Annotated in this window: 8 protein-coding genes; 4 read left to right on the forward strand and 4 right to left on the reverse strand. The window is 62.2% G+C overall.

The genetic code is table 11. The features are described 5' to 3' along the window. Positions 1-109: 109 nt before the first annotated feature. From VFW72_RS09635 to VFW72_RS09650, 4 genes are all read right to left on the reverse strand, one after another. Complete coding sequence (locus tag VFW72_RS09635) at positions 110-11515, reverse strand: filamentous haemagglutinin family protein (RefSeq protein WP_329674072.1); 11406 nt, start codon at positions 11513-11515, stop codon at positions 110-112. A 32-nt stretch (positions 11516-11547) separates the two neighbouring features. After that, positions 11548-13170, reverse strand: a complete 1623-nt coding sequence (locus VFW72_RS09640) for a ShlB/FhaC/HecB family hemolysin secretion/activation protein (RefSeq protein ID WP_329674073.1) — start codon at positions 13168-13170, stop codon at positions 11548-11550. 103 nt (positions 13171-13273) lie between these two features. Beyond that, positions 13274-14584 carry a hypothetical protein gene (locus VFW72_RS09645; protein ID WP_329674074.1) on the reverse strand — a complete coding sequence of 437 codons (1311 nt, stop codon included), beginning with the start codon at positions 14582-14584 and terminating at the stop codon, positions 13274-13276. A 78-nt stretch (positions 14585-14662) separates the two neighbouring features. Next, complete coding sequence (locus tag VFW72_RS09650) at positions 14663-15574, reverse strand: PEP-CTERM sorting domain-containing protein (protein WP_329674075.1); 912 nt, start codon at positions 15572-15574, stop codon at positions 14663-14665. Between the two features lie 374 nt (positions 15575-15948). Between VFW72_RS09650 and VFW72_RS09655 the strand changes: the two genes are divergently transcribed. The 4 genes from VFW72_RS09655 to arsB are packed head-to-tail and all read left to right on the forward strand — an operon-like array spanning position 15949 to position 18349. Beyond that, a complete protein-coding gene (locus VFW72_RS09655; RefSeq protein ID WP_329674076.1) occupies positions 15949-16278 on the forward strand; it encodes a metalloregulator ArsR/SmtB family transcription factor in 330 nt (109 codons plus the stop codon). Between the two features lie 17 nt (positions 16279-16295). Further along, entirely contained in the window at positions 16296-16772 is a 477-nt protein-coding gene (locus tag VFW72_RS09660) for an ArsI/CadI family heavy metal resistance metalloenzyme (RefSeq protein ID WP_329674077.1), read from the forward strand. Positions 16773-16776: 4 nt separating this feature from the next. Next, entirely contained in the window at positions 16777-17280 is a 504-nt protein-coding gene (locus tag VFW72_RS09665) for an arsenate reductase ArsC (RefSeq protein ID WP_329674078.1), read from the forward strand. Between the two features lie 10 nt (positions 17281-17290). Then, the gene (gene arsB, locus VFW72_RS09670) at positions 17291-18349 is read left to right on the forward strand and encodes an ACR3 family arsenite efflux transporter (RefSeq protein WP_329674079.1); all 1059 of its coding nucleotides are present in this window, start codon (positions 17291-17293) and stop codon (positions 18347-18349) included. Positions 18350-18351: the final 2 nt, after the last annotated feature.

Consider the following 18351-nt stretch of genomic DNA (forward strand, 5'->3'; position numbering starts at 1 on the left):
ATTAGTCCCATCGGATCACCCCGAAACAAACCACCGTCACGCCATCGTCACAAAAGAAAACTCCCCCATGGGTAGGGGGAGTCATAGGGTGTGAAGTCAGCCCGCGAAGTCAGCGCTTGCAGTCCTTTTCGTTTTTGCAAGATGACTTTTTATCGTCATCGGCCGGCGCCCCAGCGGCGGGGGGCTCGGCGTCACCCATCCCCAGCACATCGACTGTCACCAGCGAAGAGCGGTTCTTCGCGGGCGATTTCTTCGATTCGATCTGGTCCTTGCTTTCGCCAGCGGCCGTCTCGGTACCCAAGCCGGTGTTGATGGCCAGGTTCACGCTCACAGCCGGCGGTGCGCTCTGGCCCTTCACATCGCCCTTGATGTTGTCCGCACCCAGCACCTTGCCTGGCAAGACCACCTCAGGCCCCTGGATGAAGGCATCCAGTGCGCGCACCTCACCTTCCGGCGCCAGCAGCAAGACCTTGCCGCTCGAGGTGCCATCGGCGTTCTTCAGAATGCCGATACCGCTACCCGAAGTCGGGGCCTTGGCGATGAACTGTTTGCCGCCCGTGAACGGATCGGTCTGCGCCGACAGTGGCGGCACGGCCAAGTCGGTGTTGGAACCACGCCCCGAGTCGATGTTGCCCTTGGCTGAGTAGACCAGCAGGTCCCCCTCACCCACCACGAAGGCCTTCTGCGAATTGACCTGGAAGTCCCCCGCCGAGTAAGACCGGATGCTGCCGCCATGGGTGGCAATCAGACCGCGGCGGGCCGCCTCTTCCGCGCCACGATCGAAGGCCGATGCGGCCGCGCGGCCGACCTGCACCCCACCGCCAGGCACGAACAGATCGATGCCGCCTTGCTGCACATCGCCATAGCCCTGGGTGTGGATCTTGCTCGAAGCCAGGTTCATTTCCCCCTGGAAAGAGAAGGGTGCCGCCAGGCCTGCCACCTCGGTCATGTCGCGCGCCTGACCCCAGATGGCCTGACGCACCGACTCACGACGCGCATTCATCAAGGGGTTGCTCGAGTCCGCCACGTTGGACACGATGCCACCCAGACGCTTGAGCTCGGCCATCACCACATCGTCGCGGAATTGCGCGAACAGCAGGGAGTCATACCCAGTCTGCACCTTCGGGTTCACAGCTCGCGCCTGTTCCACCCGCGCCTGCCACTGGCTGGCATAGGCATAGCTGGTGTCGGCGGCCATCAACGCCGCCAGCACCGCGGGCGACAGGTTCTTTTTCTTGTCGACCAAGGCCGCCTGCTCGGTGGCACTCATACCGCGATAGGCTTGCAGCGCCTTCTCGAAGTTCAGGCCCGATACCTTCTGCACACCTTCCACATAAGAGACGAGAGCCGACTGTGCTTTGGTGTATTGCTTGTACAGGTCTGACTGCAGATCGTCGACCGCCACACCACCATCGTGTGCCACCTGCGCCCACACCGGGTCGGACGAGCGCCCCCCCTCGATGTAGCGCTGCACGAAAGCAGCCGACACCAAGGGCTCAGCGAAGGCCACCTGATGCGCCTGACTCAAGGTCTGGAAGGCGGTCCAGGCTTGCTCATAGCTCAGGCCGCTCACTTTCAGCACGTCTTGCACATAGGCGATCAGGGCTTGTTGGTTACCCGTGTCTTTCAGGTAGCGCTGGGCAAAAGCTGGAGCGTCAACCGACTTGGCCGTGCCAGCTGCCACCCGCAAGGAGGCCCCGACACCGACCGAGCCGTCGGCTTGGCGCAGGCCCACGGTCTCGATGCCGTAAGCGTTGCGCAGGTCGAGGTTCTTGCCCGCATCGACTTGCAGCTCACCAGGACCGGACACCTGAACCACACCGAACTCACGAGACGTGCCGGCATTCAAGTGGCCCACGATATTGCCGCCCGCTGCGATGCGGGTCACATCCGTGCTCAACTGGTGTTGGCCCACGTAGCTCGGCTCCACGATGTCGCCACCGGCGCTGATCAAGCTGGCCTTGGCCACATTCAAGGTCAGGCCATCGAACACCAGATCGCCCCCCGCGTGAATGCGAACTGGATCCTGGCCTGCGGCCACGCCCATGTCTTGCGGGTCAGTCGAATTGATCAACTGAGTGGCCAGCAGGTTCTTGGTCGCGCTCGATTTCAAGCTCGGGTCCGAGTTGGCCGGCGCATTGACAGTGCGTGTCGTCCAAGCCTGGCCTGTCCCAGGGTTCACGGCCCACGAAGCGTTGTTGCCCGACAGCAGCAGTTCATCGCCCGCAAACAGATTCAGGTTGGTGTGATCCGACTGTTTCTGAGCCACGGCGGTGGCACTGGGTGAGTTGATGGCCAGGCTGATTTGCCCCTGAAGGGCCGTTGCCTTCAGGTCGGCGGGCAGGTACATCAACTCGGCGCGCTCGGAGGCATCGCCCGACAAAGCCGACAGTTGCTCACCCGCTGCGCTCTGACCCTTGTGCAGGGCCAGGAAGGCCGCCACGAAGTCACCCTTGCCCGCGACGGCCCAATCGATGTCGCCCGCCACACTGCTCAGCGACAGGCCTGCGTTGTCGGCATAGGTGTCGTAGGCCACATTGGTCAACGTGGTGCCCGCTTGGGCCCCGGCGGCCTTACGTCCGCCCTTGCCAGCAGCCAGACCCAGCATGGTCGGGTTGTACACCGCGGACAGCGACAGGTCGCCCGTCGACTGCACCGACCATTGGCCGTCCATCAAGCCCAGCACCAGACCTGTCTCGGTCTCGGTGCCCGCCACAGGGGCCCCCTTCAAAATCGAACCGCCGGCCTCGATTCGGCCTTGGCCTCGGCCCAGGAAGTACGCGCCACCAATGATGTCGTTGCCGGCGCGAACCAGGATGTCGCCGCCGTTCTCGACCACCTGGCTGTACACCGGGTTCTCATCACCACTGGCCACGGTGCGCGCCGAAGTGGGCGCCACCACACCGGGGTTGACGATGTTGTTGCCCGCGCTCAGGCTGAGGTTGCCGCCACCAAACGAGCCCCACCCTTGCTTGAACGAATCAAAGCTGGAAGCCCAGGACACGTTGGCCGCTTTGGCGCCAGCCTGGAAGAACCAGTTGTTGAACAACTGCGAGGCCAGCGGCTGAACCATGTCGCGACCTGCGCGCACATCGAGTCGGCCACCATGGGCAGTGAACTGCTGCCAGGCCCCACGCTCGGCGGTGCTGGCACGCGCGGGGTCGGCCGAGGGGCCTCCCGCGACATAAACGGCGGCCTGTACCGGGGCGCTGCCCGAACCGGCGCGCAACACCACGTCTTGCGAGGCCGCCATCTCAATCGAGCCGGTGGTGGTGCGAACCACCTTGCCTGCCGCAATGGTCAAGGTTCCTGCGTCTGCGGCAGAGCGGGTGGCCAGCACGTTGGCCGCTGAGGCATCGGCCCCGGCGACCAGGCGGAAGGATGCAGCAGGCCCAGCCACCATGGCCACAGGTGTGGTGGCCGCAGCATCGGCGCGGTTGGCGCTGGCAAAGCCATCGCTGAGGCTGCCATTGAGGTTCAGGTTGCCCCCAGCACGCACGGTCAGATTGGTGGCCTGGTTGCCCAAGTGCAGGCTGTCGAGCAGGTTCACATCACGCGCCAGCGTGAAGTCGCCCGGCGTTTGAATTTCGACCCCGGCACGCACGGTGCCGCCCGCCTGGTCCAGCCCAATCGCCTTGGCGATGCCGTCCTGATGCTGCATCAGGTTCTGGCCTTCGGCCACGACATCGCGGCCGCCCAGCGTCAAGGCATCAGACTGGGTCACTGCCACTTTGTTCTTGGCCGGGGTGTCAAACGCCACCTTCTCGGCAGGCGGCTTGAAACCGGCAGGCGCAGTGGCCTTCTTGATCGTGGTCACAGGCACCACGCCCTCGTCAAAGGCAATGCTGCTGGTCACGGTGGACGTGGTGACTTCGCCCGTAGTCGGGTCAGTCACATACGTGGTGGTCAGGGTCTGAATGCCATTGCCCTTCTGGGTGGTGGTAACCGATTGCTTGCCTTCCAAGGTCACCACCGTACGGGTGACCGGGCCACGACTGGTCGTCACCACTGTCTGGGTATGGGCATTGTTGCCTTCGGTGGTGCGATAGGTCTGAACGCCCTCGACTTGAATGTCGGCGGCCTTCAGGGTGGCGCCAATCTTGCGCACCTGGATGCGGTTGGCATCGGCTTGGTCGCCCAGTTGATCCACATCGGTTTGCACCTTGGCGCGGATCACGATGCGGCCATCTGCGGCATCGTCACCTTGTGCAGACACCACGGCCTGCGATTGCAGATCCACCCAACCCTCGGTCGAACCCAGCAGGATGTCGCCGCCATTGGCCCCCACTTGGCCGTCGGCCGAAGAGTCGGCCAACACCTGGCTGCCCGCACTCAAGGTCAGATCCTTGCCTGCGGTCAACTGAACGACGCCACCGCGCTCGGCACGGGCATCGATCACGGCATCTTTGCCCAAGGTCAGCGAACCGGAGTCGGCGCTGATCTGCACACGGGTCGCCTGCATGGTGCTGTTCAAGGACTGATTGCCCTCACGCACGCGCACCGCCACTTCCTGGTGGAAGCCGCCGTCTTGCGTCAAGCGCGCCAAGGTGTCGAGCGCGGAACGGTTCGCGTCGGCAGCCTGCGCTGCCGCTGTCAAAGCGAGCTTGCCGGCATCTACCGAAATGCGACCCGAGGTCGCTGCAGCAAGGGCCTGCCCCTTGAGTTTGGCCGACTCGCCCAAAATGACCTGAGCGCGCGACGCCTCACCCGCTGTGGCCACGCCTGCGGCAGCGATCTCGATGCTGCCCGCATTCGCACCCAGACGGGTTCCGTCTTCTCGGGTCACCACCGGTGCGGACACGTCCAGCGTGCCATTCACGAGCACATCGCCCGCGTCTGCACGAACCTTGATCTTGCCGCCCGGAGCGGCCACGCTCCAGTCATTGCCGGCTGGGGCCACCCAACCCGCCGCCCGCGTTTCCGAACGCGCGGTCAGTTCCACTGTGGTGGCCTGGCCCGCTTGACCTGTTCCATGAATGTCAATCTTGCCCGACGCCACATCGATCAGGCCATCTTGAATGACGCGCTGGCCTTCCAACTGCACCTTGCCACCGGCACCCACTCGGTCACCCAGGGTGCGTTCATCAGCACCATGGGTGATCCGCAGCGTCTGCTGGCTGGTCACACCGTGATCGGCCTTGGCATCGGCCGTGACACGCGCGGCCACCACCGTGGCATCGCCTTGAGTGGTCACGCCACCTTGGCCGCGCATGACCACGTCACCCGTGGTTTGCAACACCGCGGTGCCAAAGGCCAGTTTCACGGTGCCTTCGCCCAGGGTGATGCCTTCCGCCGTGGCATCGGCCACCCCTGGGCGAGCCTCGATCTTCAGATCGTTCTGACCTGCGTCTGCCTTCGCATCGGCAACCACACCCGAGGTATTGCGCACGGTCACGTGCTCGGCAGCCACCGTGGCAACCGCCCCCGACTGGCCCACGCCGCGAATCAGCGGTGCATCCAGCGTGATGTCGGTCAAGCCGCTCTGGCGCAAGCTGTAGCCGTTGACCAGATCGAGGGCATCGTACGCGCGCAACGACAAGCGCGACTTGTCGGCCAGAAGGCGCTCGTCAGCCACGACCGCCTTCGCGTCCTTCACCGCTCCACCCAAGGCAATGTGGCGAGCGCCCATCCCGAAAGACTGCGAGCGCACGGCCACGCCCTCGGCTTTGGTAATCTGGGCACTGGAATCGAACTCCACAGCCGCGGCCTGGACCTGCACCCCTCGGCCCAAGGTCAGACTGGCGTCGTCGGCGGTGCGGTCCACGCCAGCAAGGTCACGCGACAAGGCGGTGTTGCGCTTGTTGCTGGCCACCAGGGCGGCGCCCTCTCCTTCCACGATGAGGCGCTGAGCCTGGTTGCTGCTGGCGCCATCGCTGCGGATGGTCACCCCATCGGCCACGGTCACGCCCTTGCGGCCCACCACAATCAATTCGTTTGCGCTCAAGTCGGCGGCCACCGCCACCTGGGTGGCAGTCTGGTGCACCACGGTGCCGGCTTGCGTGTCTTCACGATGCCCACCCAGCAAGATGCTGTCCGCCCCAGTGGCCTTCAAGGCCTCCACGGTGACGGCGTTCTTGGCCGTTGCGGCATCGGTGCCACTTTGCACCACGGTCATGTCTTGCATGGCCAGGTCAAACTGCCCGCCTGCGAAGACCTCCTTCCCGTCCTTGTCTTTCAAGCCCGCCAGGTTGTAGCGAGCCGCCCAGGCAAACGGGCTGTCGGTCGACTGCAAGGCAATGCGCCCGGCTTCGCCCGGAAGCTTCGACATGCCCTCGGCGTCGGCCAGGTAGTCGTTGATCGAGGTGACACGGATTTCGCTGCGCGCCCGGAAAGTTGATTCGGGCTCCAGCACCAAGGCCAGACGCGGGTCGGCCCCGCCGCTGATGGTGGTGCCCACCGCCGTCTTGTAGCCTGACACGGTCACGCTACCGTCGTCTCGCACCACGCCTTCGGCCAGATGGCCCGCGCTCTTGACCGTGGTTTCCGACACCAGCACCGCCCCTGGCAAGACTGCGTAACGAGCCGGCAAGAGGGTGTACTTGCCCGGAGCCAGCAAACCGTTGGCCGAGTCAATGTAGACCTGATCCCCGGCAGTCAATTGTGTGCCGGCCTTGGCTGTGGCTTGCGCAATTTCGGTGTCGTACGGGGCGAAGTCGTAGGTGTAGTTCGGCAAGATGGCAAACACGTTCGCTTTGTTCAGCGTGTCCGTGCTGCCGCCCGTGCCGGGCACAAACTCCCAAGCCACCAGGTCGCCGCCCGCTTGGGCCTGCATTTGTGAACGGCCATCGATCGACAGGCTCTTGCCCTTGACCAGAATGCCCTTGCTCAGCACGCGTTGGTCCAACGAAATGGCGGCAGGCGAAGTGGGGTCCACCGCCAGGGTGGATCCATCGGCCAGATACAGCCATTGCGACTGATTGATCGTGGTGCCGACCGGCACCTTCACCCCATCGCCCGACACCGACAACACGCTGTTGGCACCCAGCTGGGGCGTGTCTTCGCCGTTGATCACAATGCGACCAAATGGCTGGCGCAAGACACCGTCCACATTGATGGATTGGGCCGTGAGCGTGAGGCTGCCCAGGGCGCTCAAAGGCGTCTGGCTGGTGCTACCACCGGCTGGCATGGCCACCTGCAAGCTCGATGCCCCGGCAGCGCCATTGACATGGAAGTCAGACAAGGTGGTGGCGTAAGTCTGGCCTGCCCGAATGGTCAGCTCGCCGGCAAAGTTCAGTTCACCGCTGAGCTCAGGCTGGGTTACCTGACCGCCCTTGTTGATGATGGGGCGGCCAATGAGGCGCACCTCGCCATCGCGGCGCGTCAAGGTGCCATTGGCAGCCAAGGTAGCGGCCAATTCAGTTTGATTCAGGCCGCGCAGCGCGCTATGGCCATAGACTTCGATGAGGCCAGCCTGTACGGTCAACGAGGACTCACCGGACGTGGCTGAGTTGCTAACCGGAACCGTGTCAGACTCACCAAACTGCGTTACCAGATTCCGGTTGCCCAAGGCCACATGCTGAGCACGAACAAGGTGTGTTCCTGCGCCTTCCGCCTCGATGACGCGAGTGTTCAGGCTGACGGAGCGGAACTCATGGGTCTTGCCAACCAGATTCGCGCCCTCGGCCAGCACCACACGGTCATCCGCACGCAATTGAATGTGATCGAAGCCGGCTTCGTTCAGGGTCTTGGCTGACACCACGCCCGCAAACGGGGCAGCAGCAGCCTGCTGTTGGGCCTGCTCAACGTCGGCCGCCAGAATGATGCTGCGCTCGCTGGATTCGTAAAGTGTCCCGCCAGGCTTCACAACGTCACCCAATCCCGCCCGGCTGATATTGGCATTGAACACGCCACCAGCCACGGACTCATCTGGCCGTTTCGCCGTGAGCTTGCTCAGCAGCACGAAGCCATCGGTCGCCCCGACATTGATGGTGCCCGCTGCCTTACTGATGCGGCTCAGCGCCGTGCCACGTCCCAAGGTCAAATCACCCGAGGCACCGCTGACGTCGATCTCCGAACCAGCCTCGGCCAGCAACTTGCCGCGAACCGCCGAACCCAGGTCATAGTTCAGGCTGACGGTACCACCGCCGAGCACCTCTCCAATATGGCGCCCCGCGGCATCGGTATAGACCTTGGCCCATCCGCTGGCGTCGAGGTGGGCATGACTGGCCAAACGCAGCATTTGATCGGCAATATAGCCAGCGCCGTCGGCCGAACCGCCTGCTTCGGACTGGGGTACGTCAGAGCCGCGGCTACCCAGAAGGCTCAAGCTGATCGTGCCCCCTTGTGCACGCAAGGTGCCATCCACCACCAGGTTGCGCCCCGCACGCAGATTGATCGAACCGCCTGCGCCGACATCGATCAAAGCATCGTGGCCCACGGTTAGGCTCGCGCCCTCCTCGTAGCCTTCGCTAGGGACATCCGTCGCATCGGGGCCTACAGGTTTCGACGTCGCTTCCAAGGAAAGGTTTACGCCTTTGCGCAAGCCCTTTTCCAAGGTCTGGGTCACCAGCACGCCACGGTCGTTGGGGTTGCGGCTAGAAGCTTGGAAGGCCAGATTGCGCAGCGTGGGGGTGATCAGGGCATTGTCGACCACCGTGACATCACCCAAGGCCGACAGCTTGAAGGTACCGAAACCGTGATTTGAGAAAAAGTCCTGCCCGAGTTGCAGCCCCTTGTCGGAGCTGGCAGTTTGCCCCCCAAGGGTCAGCGACGGCAGACCCGAAATGCTCAATGTCCCGCCTGAGCTGAAGTCGAAGCCCGATAGCTTGCCATTCAGGGCCACGTGCCCGTGGCGGGGGTAGACCGGGCGAGGAACCCCTTCCTCCAACTTAACCTCGGTGGTATTGGCCGCGAGAGAAATCGAACCGGCCACGCCCTTCATCACAGCGCCCTTGCCGTTGCGCCACACTCCCGCCGACACATCGATCTGCGTGCCGGAATCGATCTCGATCGACTGCCCAGCCTGCAACACCGCTTCGCCACCCTTCACCGAAACTGCTTGGGCACCGGCGCTGCGACCACGCTCATCCAACTCGGTGCCAGCCAGGTCGAGGCTGGCTTGGCCCTCCAGGTGAACGTCACCCTTATAGCTGCGAAGCACCACCTTGCCACCAGCGGCTTCAATGCGCCCCGAGACTGTTAGATCATCCTTGGCCTGCGCCACGAACACCCCTGATGCACCCAGATTTAAGTTCACATCGGGCGCTACGCTGACACGGTCGGCCATCAAGGTCAACTGTCCTGCACCTGTCTGCTGTACCTCTTGAGCCGAGACCTGCACGCCCTCAGGCAAGGCATCAAAGAAGGCGTTGCCAGCCAAAGTGTGCGCCTCGGGCACGGTGGTGATGCTGGCCGAACGAGGTCCCATCAGATTGACTTGACTCAAGAACTGCGACTTCAAATTCGCATCATTGCCATAGTCGAAGCCAATAGAAATCAACCCTGACTGGGGCCGCAGGCTAGCGTACTGGCTAGGGTTCCCCATCAAAAGATTCGAAGGCCCCTGGTAAAGGGAACGCGATGCTGTTGTAGGAACAGGGGCGTTGTCTTCGGCCTTGTACCCGTCCTTCGATGCGAATTGACCGCTGCGCTGATACGGACCGACCACCACGCCTGCCCTCACACCGGACAAGCCAGCATAGGTTCGATGCGAGCCGGCGATGCTCAGGCTACCGGCGTCGTTACCCTGCACATAGCCATCGACAGCCAGACTCTGGCTGGCCGAGATCAACTGGTCGTACTTGACATCAGCCTGAGCATTGTTCAGGGCGATCAGTTGATCCCCTCGGCGCAGCAGCGAGGTGGAAATCACACCGGCCTGATAGCGCACAGACCCGCCCGACACATCCACCTCGGCGCCATCGGCCAGCACCGTGTTGCCGGTGGAATTCAAGCGAACATGCCCACCCCTGGTCGACAGCTCATCGACCGTGCGTTCGACCGCGGTGTAAAACCCCTTGGTGTTGCCCACCGTAACGGCATTGCGACCGTCAAACTGCACTTTCTGGCGGTACAGCACGCCGTCACGCTGCACGGGCGAATCGGCCAACTCGATCTTGAAGAACTGGCCCGACATCTGGTTGCGCGACATGTCGAGCTTGACATCTCGCACGCCCGAAGCGTCGATGCTGGCGCCCTTTTCCACGATCAGCGTGGCGTCATCCTGACTGAAGGTCGCACCACCATCGATGGCAGACAAACTGCCAACCGGTTGGTAGTTCTCGGTGGCCAACAGGTCGATGTTGCCACCCTTGGCCTCGACCCGCGCGCCGCTGCGCACACGGATGTCTTTGCCAAGAATCTGGATATTGGAGCGGTAGAACGTCTCCGCGTCCTTCTGCGTGGCCCCACTGGCGTCGAGCTTCACCTCGGTGCGGCTGTTGGCGGTCAACTCCACCTCGCCCAACTCGGCGGGCTTGGGCATGCCGCTGCCAGCCGAACTGGTCTTGCTGGCCTGCAGATAGATGGCGCCGTTTTCGCCCTTCACCGCGGTGGTGGCCGTGAGCACGCCGTTCTGGCGAATGCTCATGCCCACCAGGTTGATCGAGCCCTTTTCAGAGCGAATCACACCGCTGTTTTCGATGCCGTTGGTTCCTGCTGGCAAGACGGCAGGCTGCGGCTCGCCCTCGGCCGCAGGGGCAGGCGGCACGAAGCCATCCACCGACACAAGCAGGCCGCGTTGCGCCGGGTCAGACGAGCTGTACAGGTAGACCTTCTGGCCCGCAGCCATCACCACCTGGCCGCCCGTGGCACTGATGCTGCCCTCGTTGACCACCTTGGGCGCGATCATCATCACATCGCCACCGGCCAGGGCTTTCACCTCGGCACCGGCTTCGATGGACACCACGCCCTTGGGCTTGTCTGCATCGCTGCCAAACACCGGTGTGTTGCCATCGGTCTGGGCACGAATGCCTTTCAGATAGGCCTCTTTCGACAAAGACAAAGCCGTGGCCACAAAGCGACCCGCTTCGACCCGTGCGGTCTGGCCAAAGAACACGCCGTTGGTGTTCTCCAGAATGACTTCGCCCGTGGCCGTCAGCTTGCCCAGAATGACGGTGGGATTGGTATCCCAGATTTTGTTCAGGGCCGAGCCACCAACGGGCTGCTGGAAATGAACGCTGTAGCCCGAGCCAATGTTGAAGGTGTCCCAGTTCAGAATGACTCGACGGTCTTCCTGGTTGATGGTCAAGGTGGTGTCGCCGTATTGCAGGTCTACCGGCTTGCCATAGTTGTCAGCCCAACGCGCCACGTTGCGCTGAGGCAGATTGCCCGCCGCACCCGGCAGGTTGTTGGTCCGAGCCGACCAGGCCTGGGCAGCGTTGCCCACCACCGGTCGTATCGGCTGGGCTGCATCGACCACCTCCGCCTGCGTTGCTGCCAGAAGCGAGGCCACCGCCACCGCCACCGCACGGGTCTGACCACCTGCTTGCTTGCCGGCACAGCGCACGTGCTCGGCAGCGGGCACACGCATGCCTCGCTTGCGGTCGAAAACCAGACGGTGAACTCGCTTATTCATGACAACAACTCCTCAAACTCGGACGCGGCAGGTCAGAAGGCCTGCTTCAGGCTGACGTGGGCGCGCCATTGGCGCTTGGTCGCGGGCTTGTATTCCCCGCTATCCACAGGTCGGCTGGTTTCAAAAAAGGTTCGTGCGGCATCGGCACTGAGTTGCAGACCCTTGGCAACGTCGACCCGCAAGCCGAACCCCGCGCTGCCCAGTTGTGCACTGGCGGTCTGCCCTGGCAGGGCGTTTTGCAGCTTGACAAAACCGCGATCGATGAACGCCAGCGAGGTGGCCCGCACGCCCACGGCATCCAGCCAGACGGGGGTGACCAACTCCAGTCGGCTGTTGGCACCCCAGTCGCCAGACTGTTCGTAGTCGTAGTACCCACGCACTGTGTCTACGCCACCCAGGCTGAACTGCTCACCCGACGCCAAGGCGCCCGAAGCCAGCTGCACATCCAGCGAGGCATTGAGGCGCCACTTGCCCCACACCGGCTGACGCCAGTCGAGGCCGGTGCGCCAAGTCAGGAAATCTGGGCTCGACGCACTGCGTTTGCAAGCGAACTGGTCCACCACACGGCCATCACAGTCGACCAGTCGGCCGGAGAGGGCCTTGTTCGACGTATTGACCGAGGTGGTCCAGGTCAGCATCTGTTCGGCATTGACCTGCCAGTTCAGGAAGTAGCCCGCTGACACCGTGGTGTAACGCAAAGGCGGCTTCGATGATTCCAGCGCATCAACGATTTCGGTTTTGTCTTCGTTGTGTTTGTAATCAAGCGATACGAAAAGATTGTGACGAAGCGCCCAGTTGAGGGGGTCGAGTTCGTGCTGCCAGCGCAAACCGAGGAAATGACCACGTGTCAGCGTGCTGCCACCATCGCCGGTTTGAATGGGCGTGTCGCTTCGGCTTTGTGTGACAGAGAAAGTCAGGTCGTCCGTCTTGCTCAGGGGCAAGCCGTACATCAATGACAAGGTGTTCGCGTCACCAGGTCGCCAGGGGGCGTATTGCCAGCTCAAACCCAGGCGATGCCCAGCCTGCCACAGGTTGGCGTATTGCACATTGGCGGCCACACGGCCCCGTGTGGTGTTGAAGCTCTGGCGGTTGTTCAGCTCAATCGAGCCCGACAGCGGCAAGGTGTCTTGCGCTTTCAATTCCACGTGAATCTTGTCAGGTTCATTGCCCCCGCTGATCAGCGGCGTCACCTGCATGTCGGCTCCTTGCACAGCCGCCAGCTCTTGCTGAACCTGAGGGAAATACGGCACTTGATCGGGCGCCAGGCTCGGCACCTGCGCCTTGACCTGGCTGGGCAGGTGGTACTGGGTGCCAGTGACCGACAACTTGTCTACCTTGGCCTGCACGACTGACAGGCGCACTTCGCCCCGGTCCACACGCTGGTTCGGCAGGCTCACCACCACCGACAAGTAGCCTGCGTCTTGATAGGCCTTTTCCAGCGCTTCACGCGCGGATTCCAGGTCCTTGAAGGTTTTGCCCGGGCCCATGAAGGGCTGCAGCACCTGCTCGACCACACCGGGCGGCAGCACCGTGTTGCCTTCGACCAGGTATTCGAGCACATCAAAGCGCACCTCACGCGGGGCGGGCGCGGCATGAGCCGACCCGGCCGACAAGATCAGGAAACTGGATGCAACACCAAGGGCCAGTTTTTTCATTTGGGTTCAAACGCAAAAGAGCAGTCCCCAACCAGTGGGGACTGCTTGACTTACACAGCATGAAAATTCGGGGCCAGCGCGAGGCCGCCCCGAATGACTCCCATTAGTTGGAGGAGTACACGTTCAGCGAGTTGCCCAGACGGGTGAACTGCGACTCAGGGTTAGCCGAGTTGATGTTCAGGAACACGCCGGGGGTGCCGGAACCAGTCACAACCTTGCTGTTGATCAGGTCCAGAACGGCGGAGCCGGTGGGGTTGAACAGAGCGCTTTCGAACACGTAGTCGTACTTGCCAGCGATGGCAGCAGCAGTTTGCGAAGCACCGGCCACACCTTCGGAGAACTCTTGACCGTTCAGCTTGACGAAGCGGAAGGTGTCAGAACCACCGATGGGGTTGTTCTCAGCCGACAGCATGCCGAAGGCGAAGCCTGCGGCGTTCAAGCAGGACTTCACGTCACCCGAACCGCTGTTGACCTTGACGGTCAGGGTGTTGCCAGTGCCGTTGTTCACGACCACGGTGTTGTTGGCAGCAACGGCCGACACCAGAGCAGGCTCGTGAGCAGATCCAGCGCCACCCAAGACGCCGGTAGCGGTGGGGTTTTGCAGGAAGTAAACCTCAGCTGCAGCCTGGGTGCCCGAAGTGGCAGGGCGGCGGCAGTAGGTGATGTTGGTTTCGGTGGTGGAAGGCAGCAAGAACTTGGGGCCCTTGTTCTTGGCTTCGTTGAAGTCGTTCGAATTCATCATCGACACGATTTGGGCGCGCGAGATGGTGGGCTGGTTGGCGGGAGTGGTGCTGCCCACGGTCAGGCCTTGAGCGGTTTGCAGGGCTTCGTACAGAGCCTTGGACACAGCCACACCAAACACTTGGCTGAAAGTCGCGGGCACGACGGAAGCGCTGTAGTCACCAGCGATGGTGCCTTGAGCCTGGAAAATGGCAGGTTCCACGTCCAGGAAGCCACCGACCGACTTGCCGGAGACCAGCGAAGCGTTGGCCGCGCAGTTCATCAGCTTGCCAGATGCAAAAGTCAGAGGACCAGCCGACACGGTGGTGGCGGTGCAACCAGCGGTGGTGGAGGGCAGGAAGTTGCCGTTGGCAGCCAGGGCTTCGCCAGAGCCGTCAGCCGAGAACAGGATGGCGTTCAGCGAGCCACCGGTCACGTCGAATTGCACTTCGTTTTCAGTGGTGCCGGCAAAGTTGCCGCTGTTGCACTTCACGGTGAACTGGTTGCCCAGAGACACGGTGGAGGTGCCACGCTTGTAGATGGAGACGTTGTTGCTGGGGCAGCTGTTGTTGGTAGCCAGGGCTTCCACGTAGGCAATGGAAGAAGCGGAAGCGCCAGACACGCGGGTCACAGCGTGGGCTTGAGCGGCGGCAACCACGGCCAGGGTGGCCAGAGCGATTTGCTTGATTTGCATGATGAACCTTTTGACAGCGAGAGGAGAGGACACGAAGGGAAAGAGACAGGAGGGACAAGCCCTCCTGCCCATCAGCCATTACTTGGCGGCGCGGCGGCGGGCCACGAAACCAGCGGCAGCCAGGCCAACCAGGGCCAGGGCGTAAGACTCGGGCTCAGGAACGGCAGGGATGGCTTCCAGCGAAGCGGTCTTCCAGGTCAGGGTGTTGCCCGACAGGGTCAGGGTGCCGGAACCGTTCAACAGACCGGTGGTGTTCAGAGCGAACTTGCTTGCATCAAAGGCGTAAGTTGCCGAGTCAGCAACGCGCGACTCGGTACCAGGCGCATTAACCTGCCAGAAGTTGGTGCTGGCGCCGTCGACGTTCCAGGTGCTCCACTTGATGTTGTTCTTCCAGCCGTTCACGGTGGTCACCGAGTAAGCGGTGCCAACATAGGCGTTGTCGGTGCTGGCCATGGCATATGCACCGTTGTCAGCCGAAGCCAGGGTGCCCTTGGTCAGAGCGTTCTTCAGCAGAGGGTTGTTCACCTGACCCATGTTGGCGGTAACGCCAGACATTTGTTGCGACAGTTGGGAGGCAGAAGGCGTACCGGTGGTCAGGAAGCCAGTGACGGTCGTACCCTTTTGCGAACCAGAGATCACGGCCCACTTGGTTTCAGCGGCGTCAGAGTTGGCAGCGAAAGCGGCGAACTGGTCAGCCCAGTCGTTGGTGATGCCCCCCAGGATCGAACCGTTCACCGAGATGGTGTTGGCCGAGAAGTCCCACACCACGGATTGGTTGGCTTGCGACAGAGCGCCACCGGCCAGGAAATCAGCGAAGTGGAAGCCCAGGTCAACGGTCAGACCTTGGGTGGTGGTGCCGGTGGTGTCGGCCATCACCAGAATCAGGGAACCATTGCCAGCAGCGCTCACGCCGTCAAACATGTCAACAGCAGCGTTGGCAGCGCCAGCGGCCAGCAGGGCCACAGCGGCCACGATCTTTTGCAGTTTCATTTACTTGCTCCGATTGAAGGAAAGTCAAAAATTTTTTGGGACTCCGAGCGGACTGCATCCCGAAGTGCTCGCAGTGTCGAAAAGGCGTGTGACAGGCGTTGGGGGCTAACCCTGGGGTGCCATGAGCCGTTTGGACATGCTTTGCCATTCGTGATCTGACGTAGCTCAAGATAGCCAGGGGGTGTGACGCTGCCCCCCTGGAATGGCGGCCCGAGACGTGATCCGTTTGGATCACCCCGCGTGACAACTGCACGCCCGGCATGCAATAGCCGCCGCTGCCCCCGTGTCTGGGGGGGCGGCCAACAAAGTGGGGAACTCAACTCGCCCGAGTCGGCTCGCTTGCATGAATTCAATAATTCAAATATTATTGAAACATGCAAGAGCAAGACGTCGTCACTTCTTTATCAGCCTTGGCGCAGCCCGTGCGGCTGCGCATCTTCCGGGCCCTGGTGGTGGCCGGCCCAGAAGGGCTGACGCCCGGCGTTCTGGCGCAGTCACTGGATGTGCCTGCCACGGCCCTGTCGTTCCACCTCAAAGAGTTGGCGCACGCCAATCTGGTGTCACAGGAGCGCCAAGGCCGAAACCTGATTTACCGCGCGGTCTACGAACACATGAACGCGCTGCTGAGCTATTTGACCGAGCACTGCTGCCAAGGGCAGTCGTGCACCCCTGCCCCTGCCAAACAGGGCTGTTCTAGCTGTTAACTCACAAGGAGCCTGCCATGAAGCGCTTCCACGTTCACGTTCATGTGACCGATCTGGCCCAGAACATCGCCTTCTATTCGAAGATGTTTGGCGCCGAGCCCGCCCGAGTTGAATCTGACTACGCGAAGTGGATGCTGGACGATCCAGCCGTCAACTTTGCGATCTCGACACGCGGACATGGCCACACGGGGGTCGATCATCTCGGCATCCAGGTCGACAACGCCCAAGACCTGCAGGCCATGAAGGCCCAAGCCCAAGCGGCTGATCTGTCCTTGATTGACGAAGGTGCCACCACGTGCTGCTACGCCAAGAGCGACAAGCACTGGATCGTCGATCCGCAAGGGCTGCCATGGGAACACTTCCAAACCCTGGGAAGCATTCCCGTGTTCCGTGAAGGCGAGCCGGTGGCCGCTTCGGCCGAAGCGAATGCGTGCTGCACGCCCAAAGTCACCGGCAAGCCGGTTGGCATTCCTGTCAAATCGTCTTGCTGTTGAAGTCATGACCACACACGTTCTCATTCTCTGCACCCACAATTCCGCGCGCAGCGTGCTGTCCGAAGGCATGCTCAACCACTTGGCAGCCAAGTTGGGTAAAGACGTGAAGGCCCACAGTGCGGGCAGCGCCCCCAGTGGGCGCCTCAACCCGTTCGCGCTGGAAGCCTTGAACCGAGCCGGCATCGACACCTCGGCCTACCGCAGCAAAAGCTGGGATGAGTTCACCACGCCGGAGGCCCCACCCCTGTCGATCGTGATCACTGTGTGCGACAGCGCAGCGGCCGAGGCCTGCCCGGTTTTCTTTGGTGGCAACGGGCAGCCCGTGAAAGTGCACTGGGGCTACCCCGACCCGTCGAATGCCGAGGGCGGCGATGAAGGCAAGCGCCGCGCATTCGAGCTGACCCGTCAGGCGATTGGCTACAAGATGCTGCAATTGTTGGCATTGCCCCTGGAGTCGATGGACAAGTCGGCGCTGGCAGATGCACTGAGCGCGATTGCGCACAGCTGAGGAGATCACGATGTCGTCACAAGCCAGCGCACAGCCCATGAGCGTGTTTGAACGCTACCTCACGGTCTGGGTGTTCCTTTGCATCGTGGTGGGCATTGCTTTGGGCCAGTTTGCGCCCGAGCCCTTCCAGGCCATTGGTCGCATGGAAGTCGCCCAGGTCAACCTCCCTGTGGGTTTGCTCATCTGGGTCATGATCATTCCGATGTTGATCAAGGTCGACTTCAGCAGCCTCTCACAAGTGAAATCACACTGGAGAGGCATCGGAGTCACCCTGTTCGTCAACTGGGCGGTCAAACCTTTTTCCATGGCCCTGCTGGGTTGGCTGTTTGTCCGTCAGGTGTTTGCCCCCTGGTTGCCAGCCGATCAGCTCGATAGCTACATAGCGGGTTTGATTCTGCTGGCGGCTGCACCGTGCACGGCCATGGTGTTCGTGTGGAGTCGGCTGACGAACGGGCACCCCTTGTTCACGCTTAGCCAAGTCGCACTGAACGACACCATCATGGTGTTCGCCTTCGCGCCCATTGTTGGTCTGCTGCTGGGCCTGTCGGCCATCACCGTGCCTTGGGACACCCTGGTGACCTCTGTGGTGCTGTACATCGTGATTCCAGTGATCCTGGCCCAGTTGATTCGCAAAGCCTTGCTGGCGCGTGGACAGGCGGCCTTCGACGCGGCACTGGCCAAAATCGGCCCCTGGTCGATTTCAGCGCTACTGGCTACATTGGTATTGCTGTTCGCTTTCCAGGGGCAGGCCATCATTGAACAGCCCCTGGTCATCGCCATGCTCGCCGTGCCGATCCTGATTCAGGTGTTTTTCAACTCAGCACTGGCATATTGGCTGAACCGTCGTCTGGGCGAATCGCACAACGTCGCTTGTCCATCGGCCTTGATTGGCGCAAGCAACTTCTTTGAACTCGCGGTGGCGGCCGCCATCAGCTTGTTTGGCTTCCAATCGGGCGCAGCCCTGGCCACCGTGGTGGGCGTGCTGATTGAAGTGCCCGTCATGCTGCTGGTGGTTCGCATCGTGAACCAAAGCAAGGACTGGTATGAGATGGGGGCGCACCGCGCATAAAG

It is taken from the genome of Aquabacterium sp. (assembly GCF_036273115.1).
In the GTDB taxonomy this organism is placed as follows: domain Bacteria; phylum Pseudomonadota; class Gammaproteobacteria; order Burkholderiales; family Burkholderiaceae_C; genus Aquabacterium.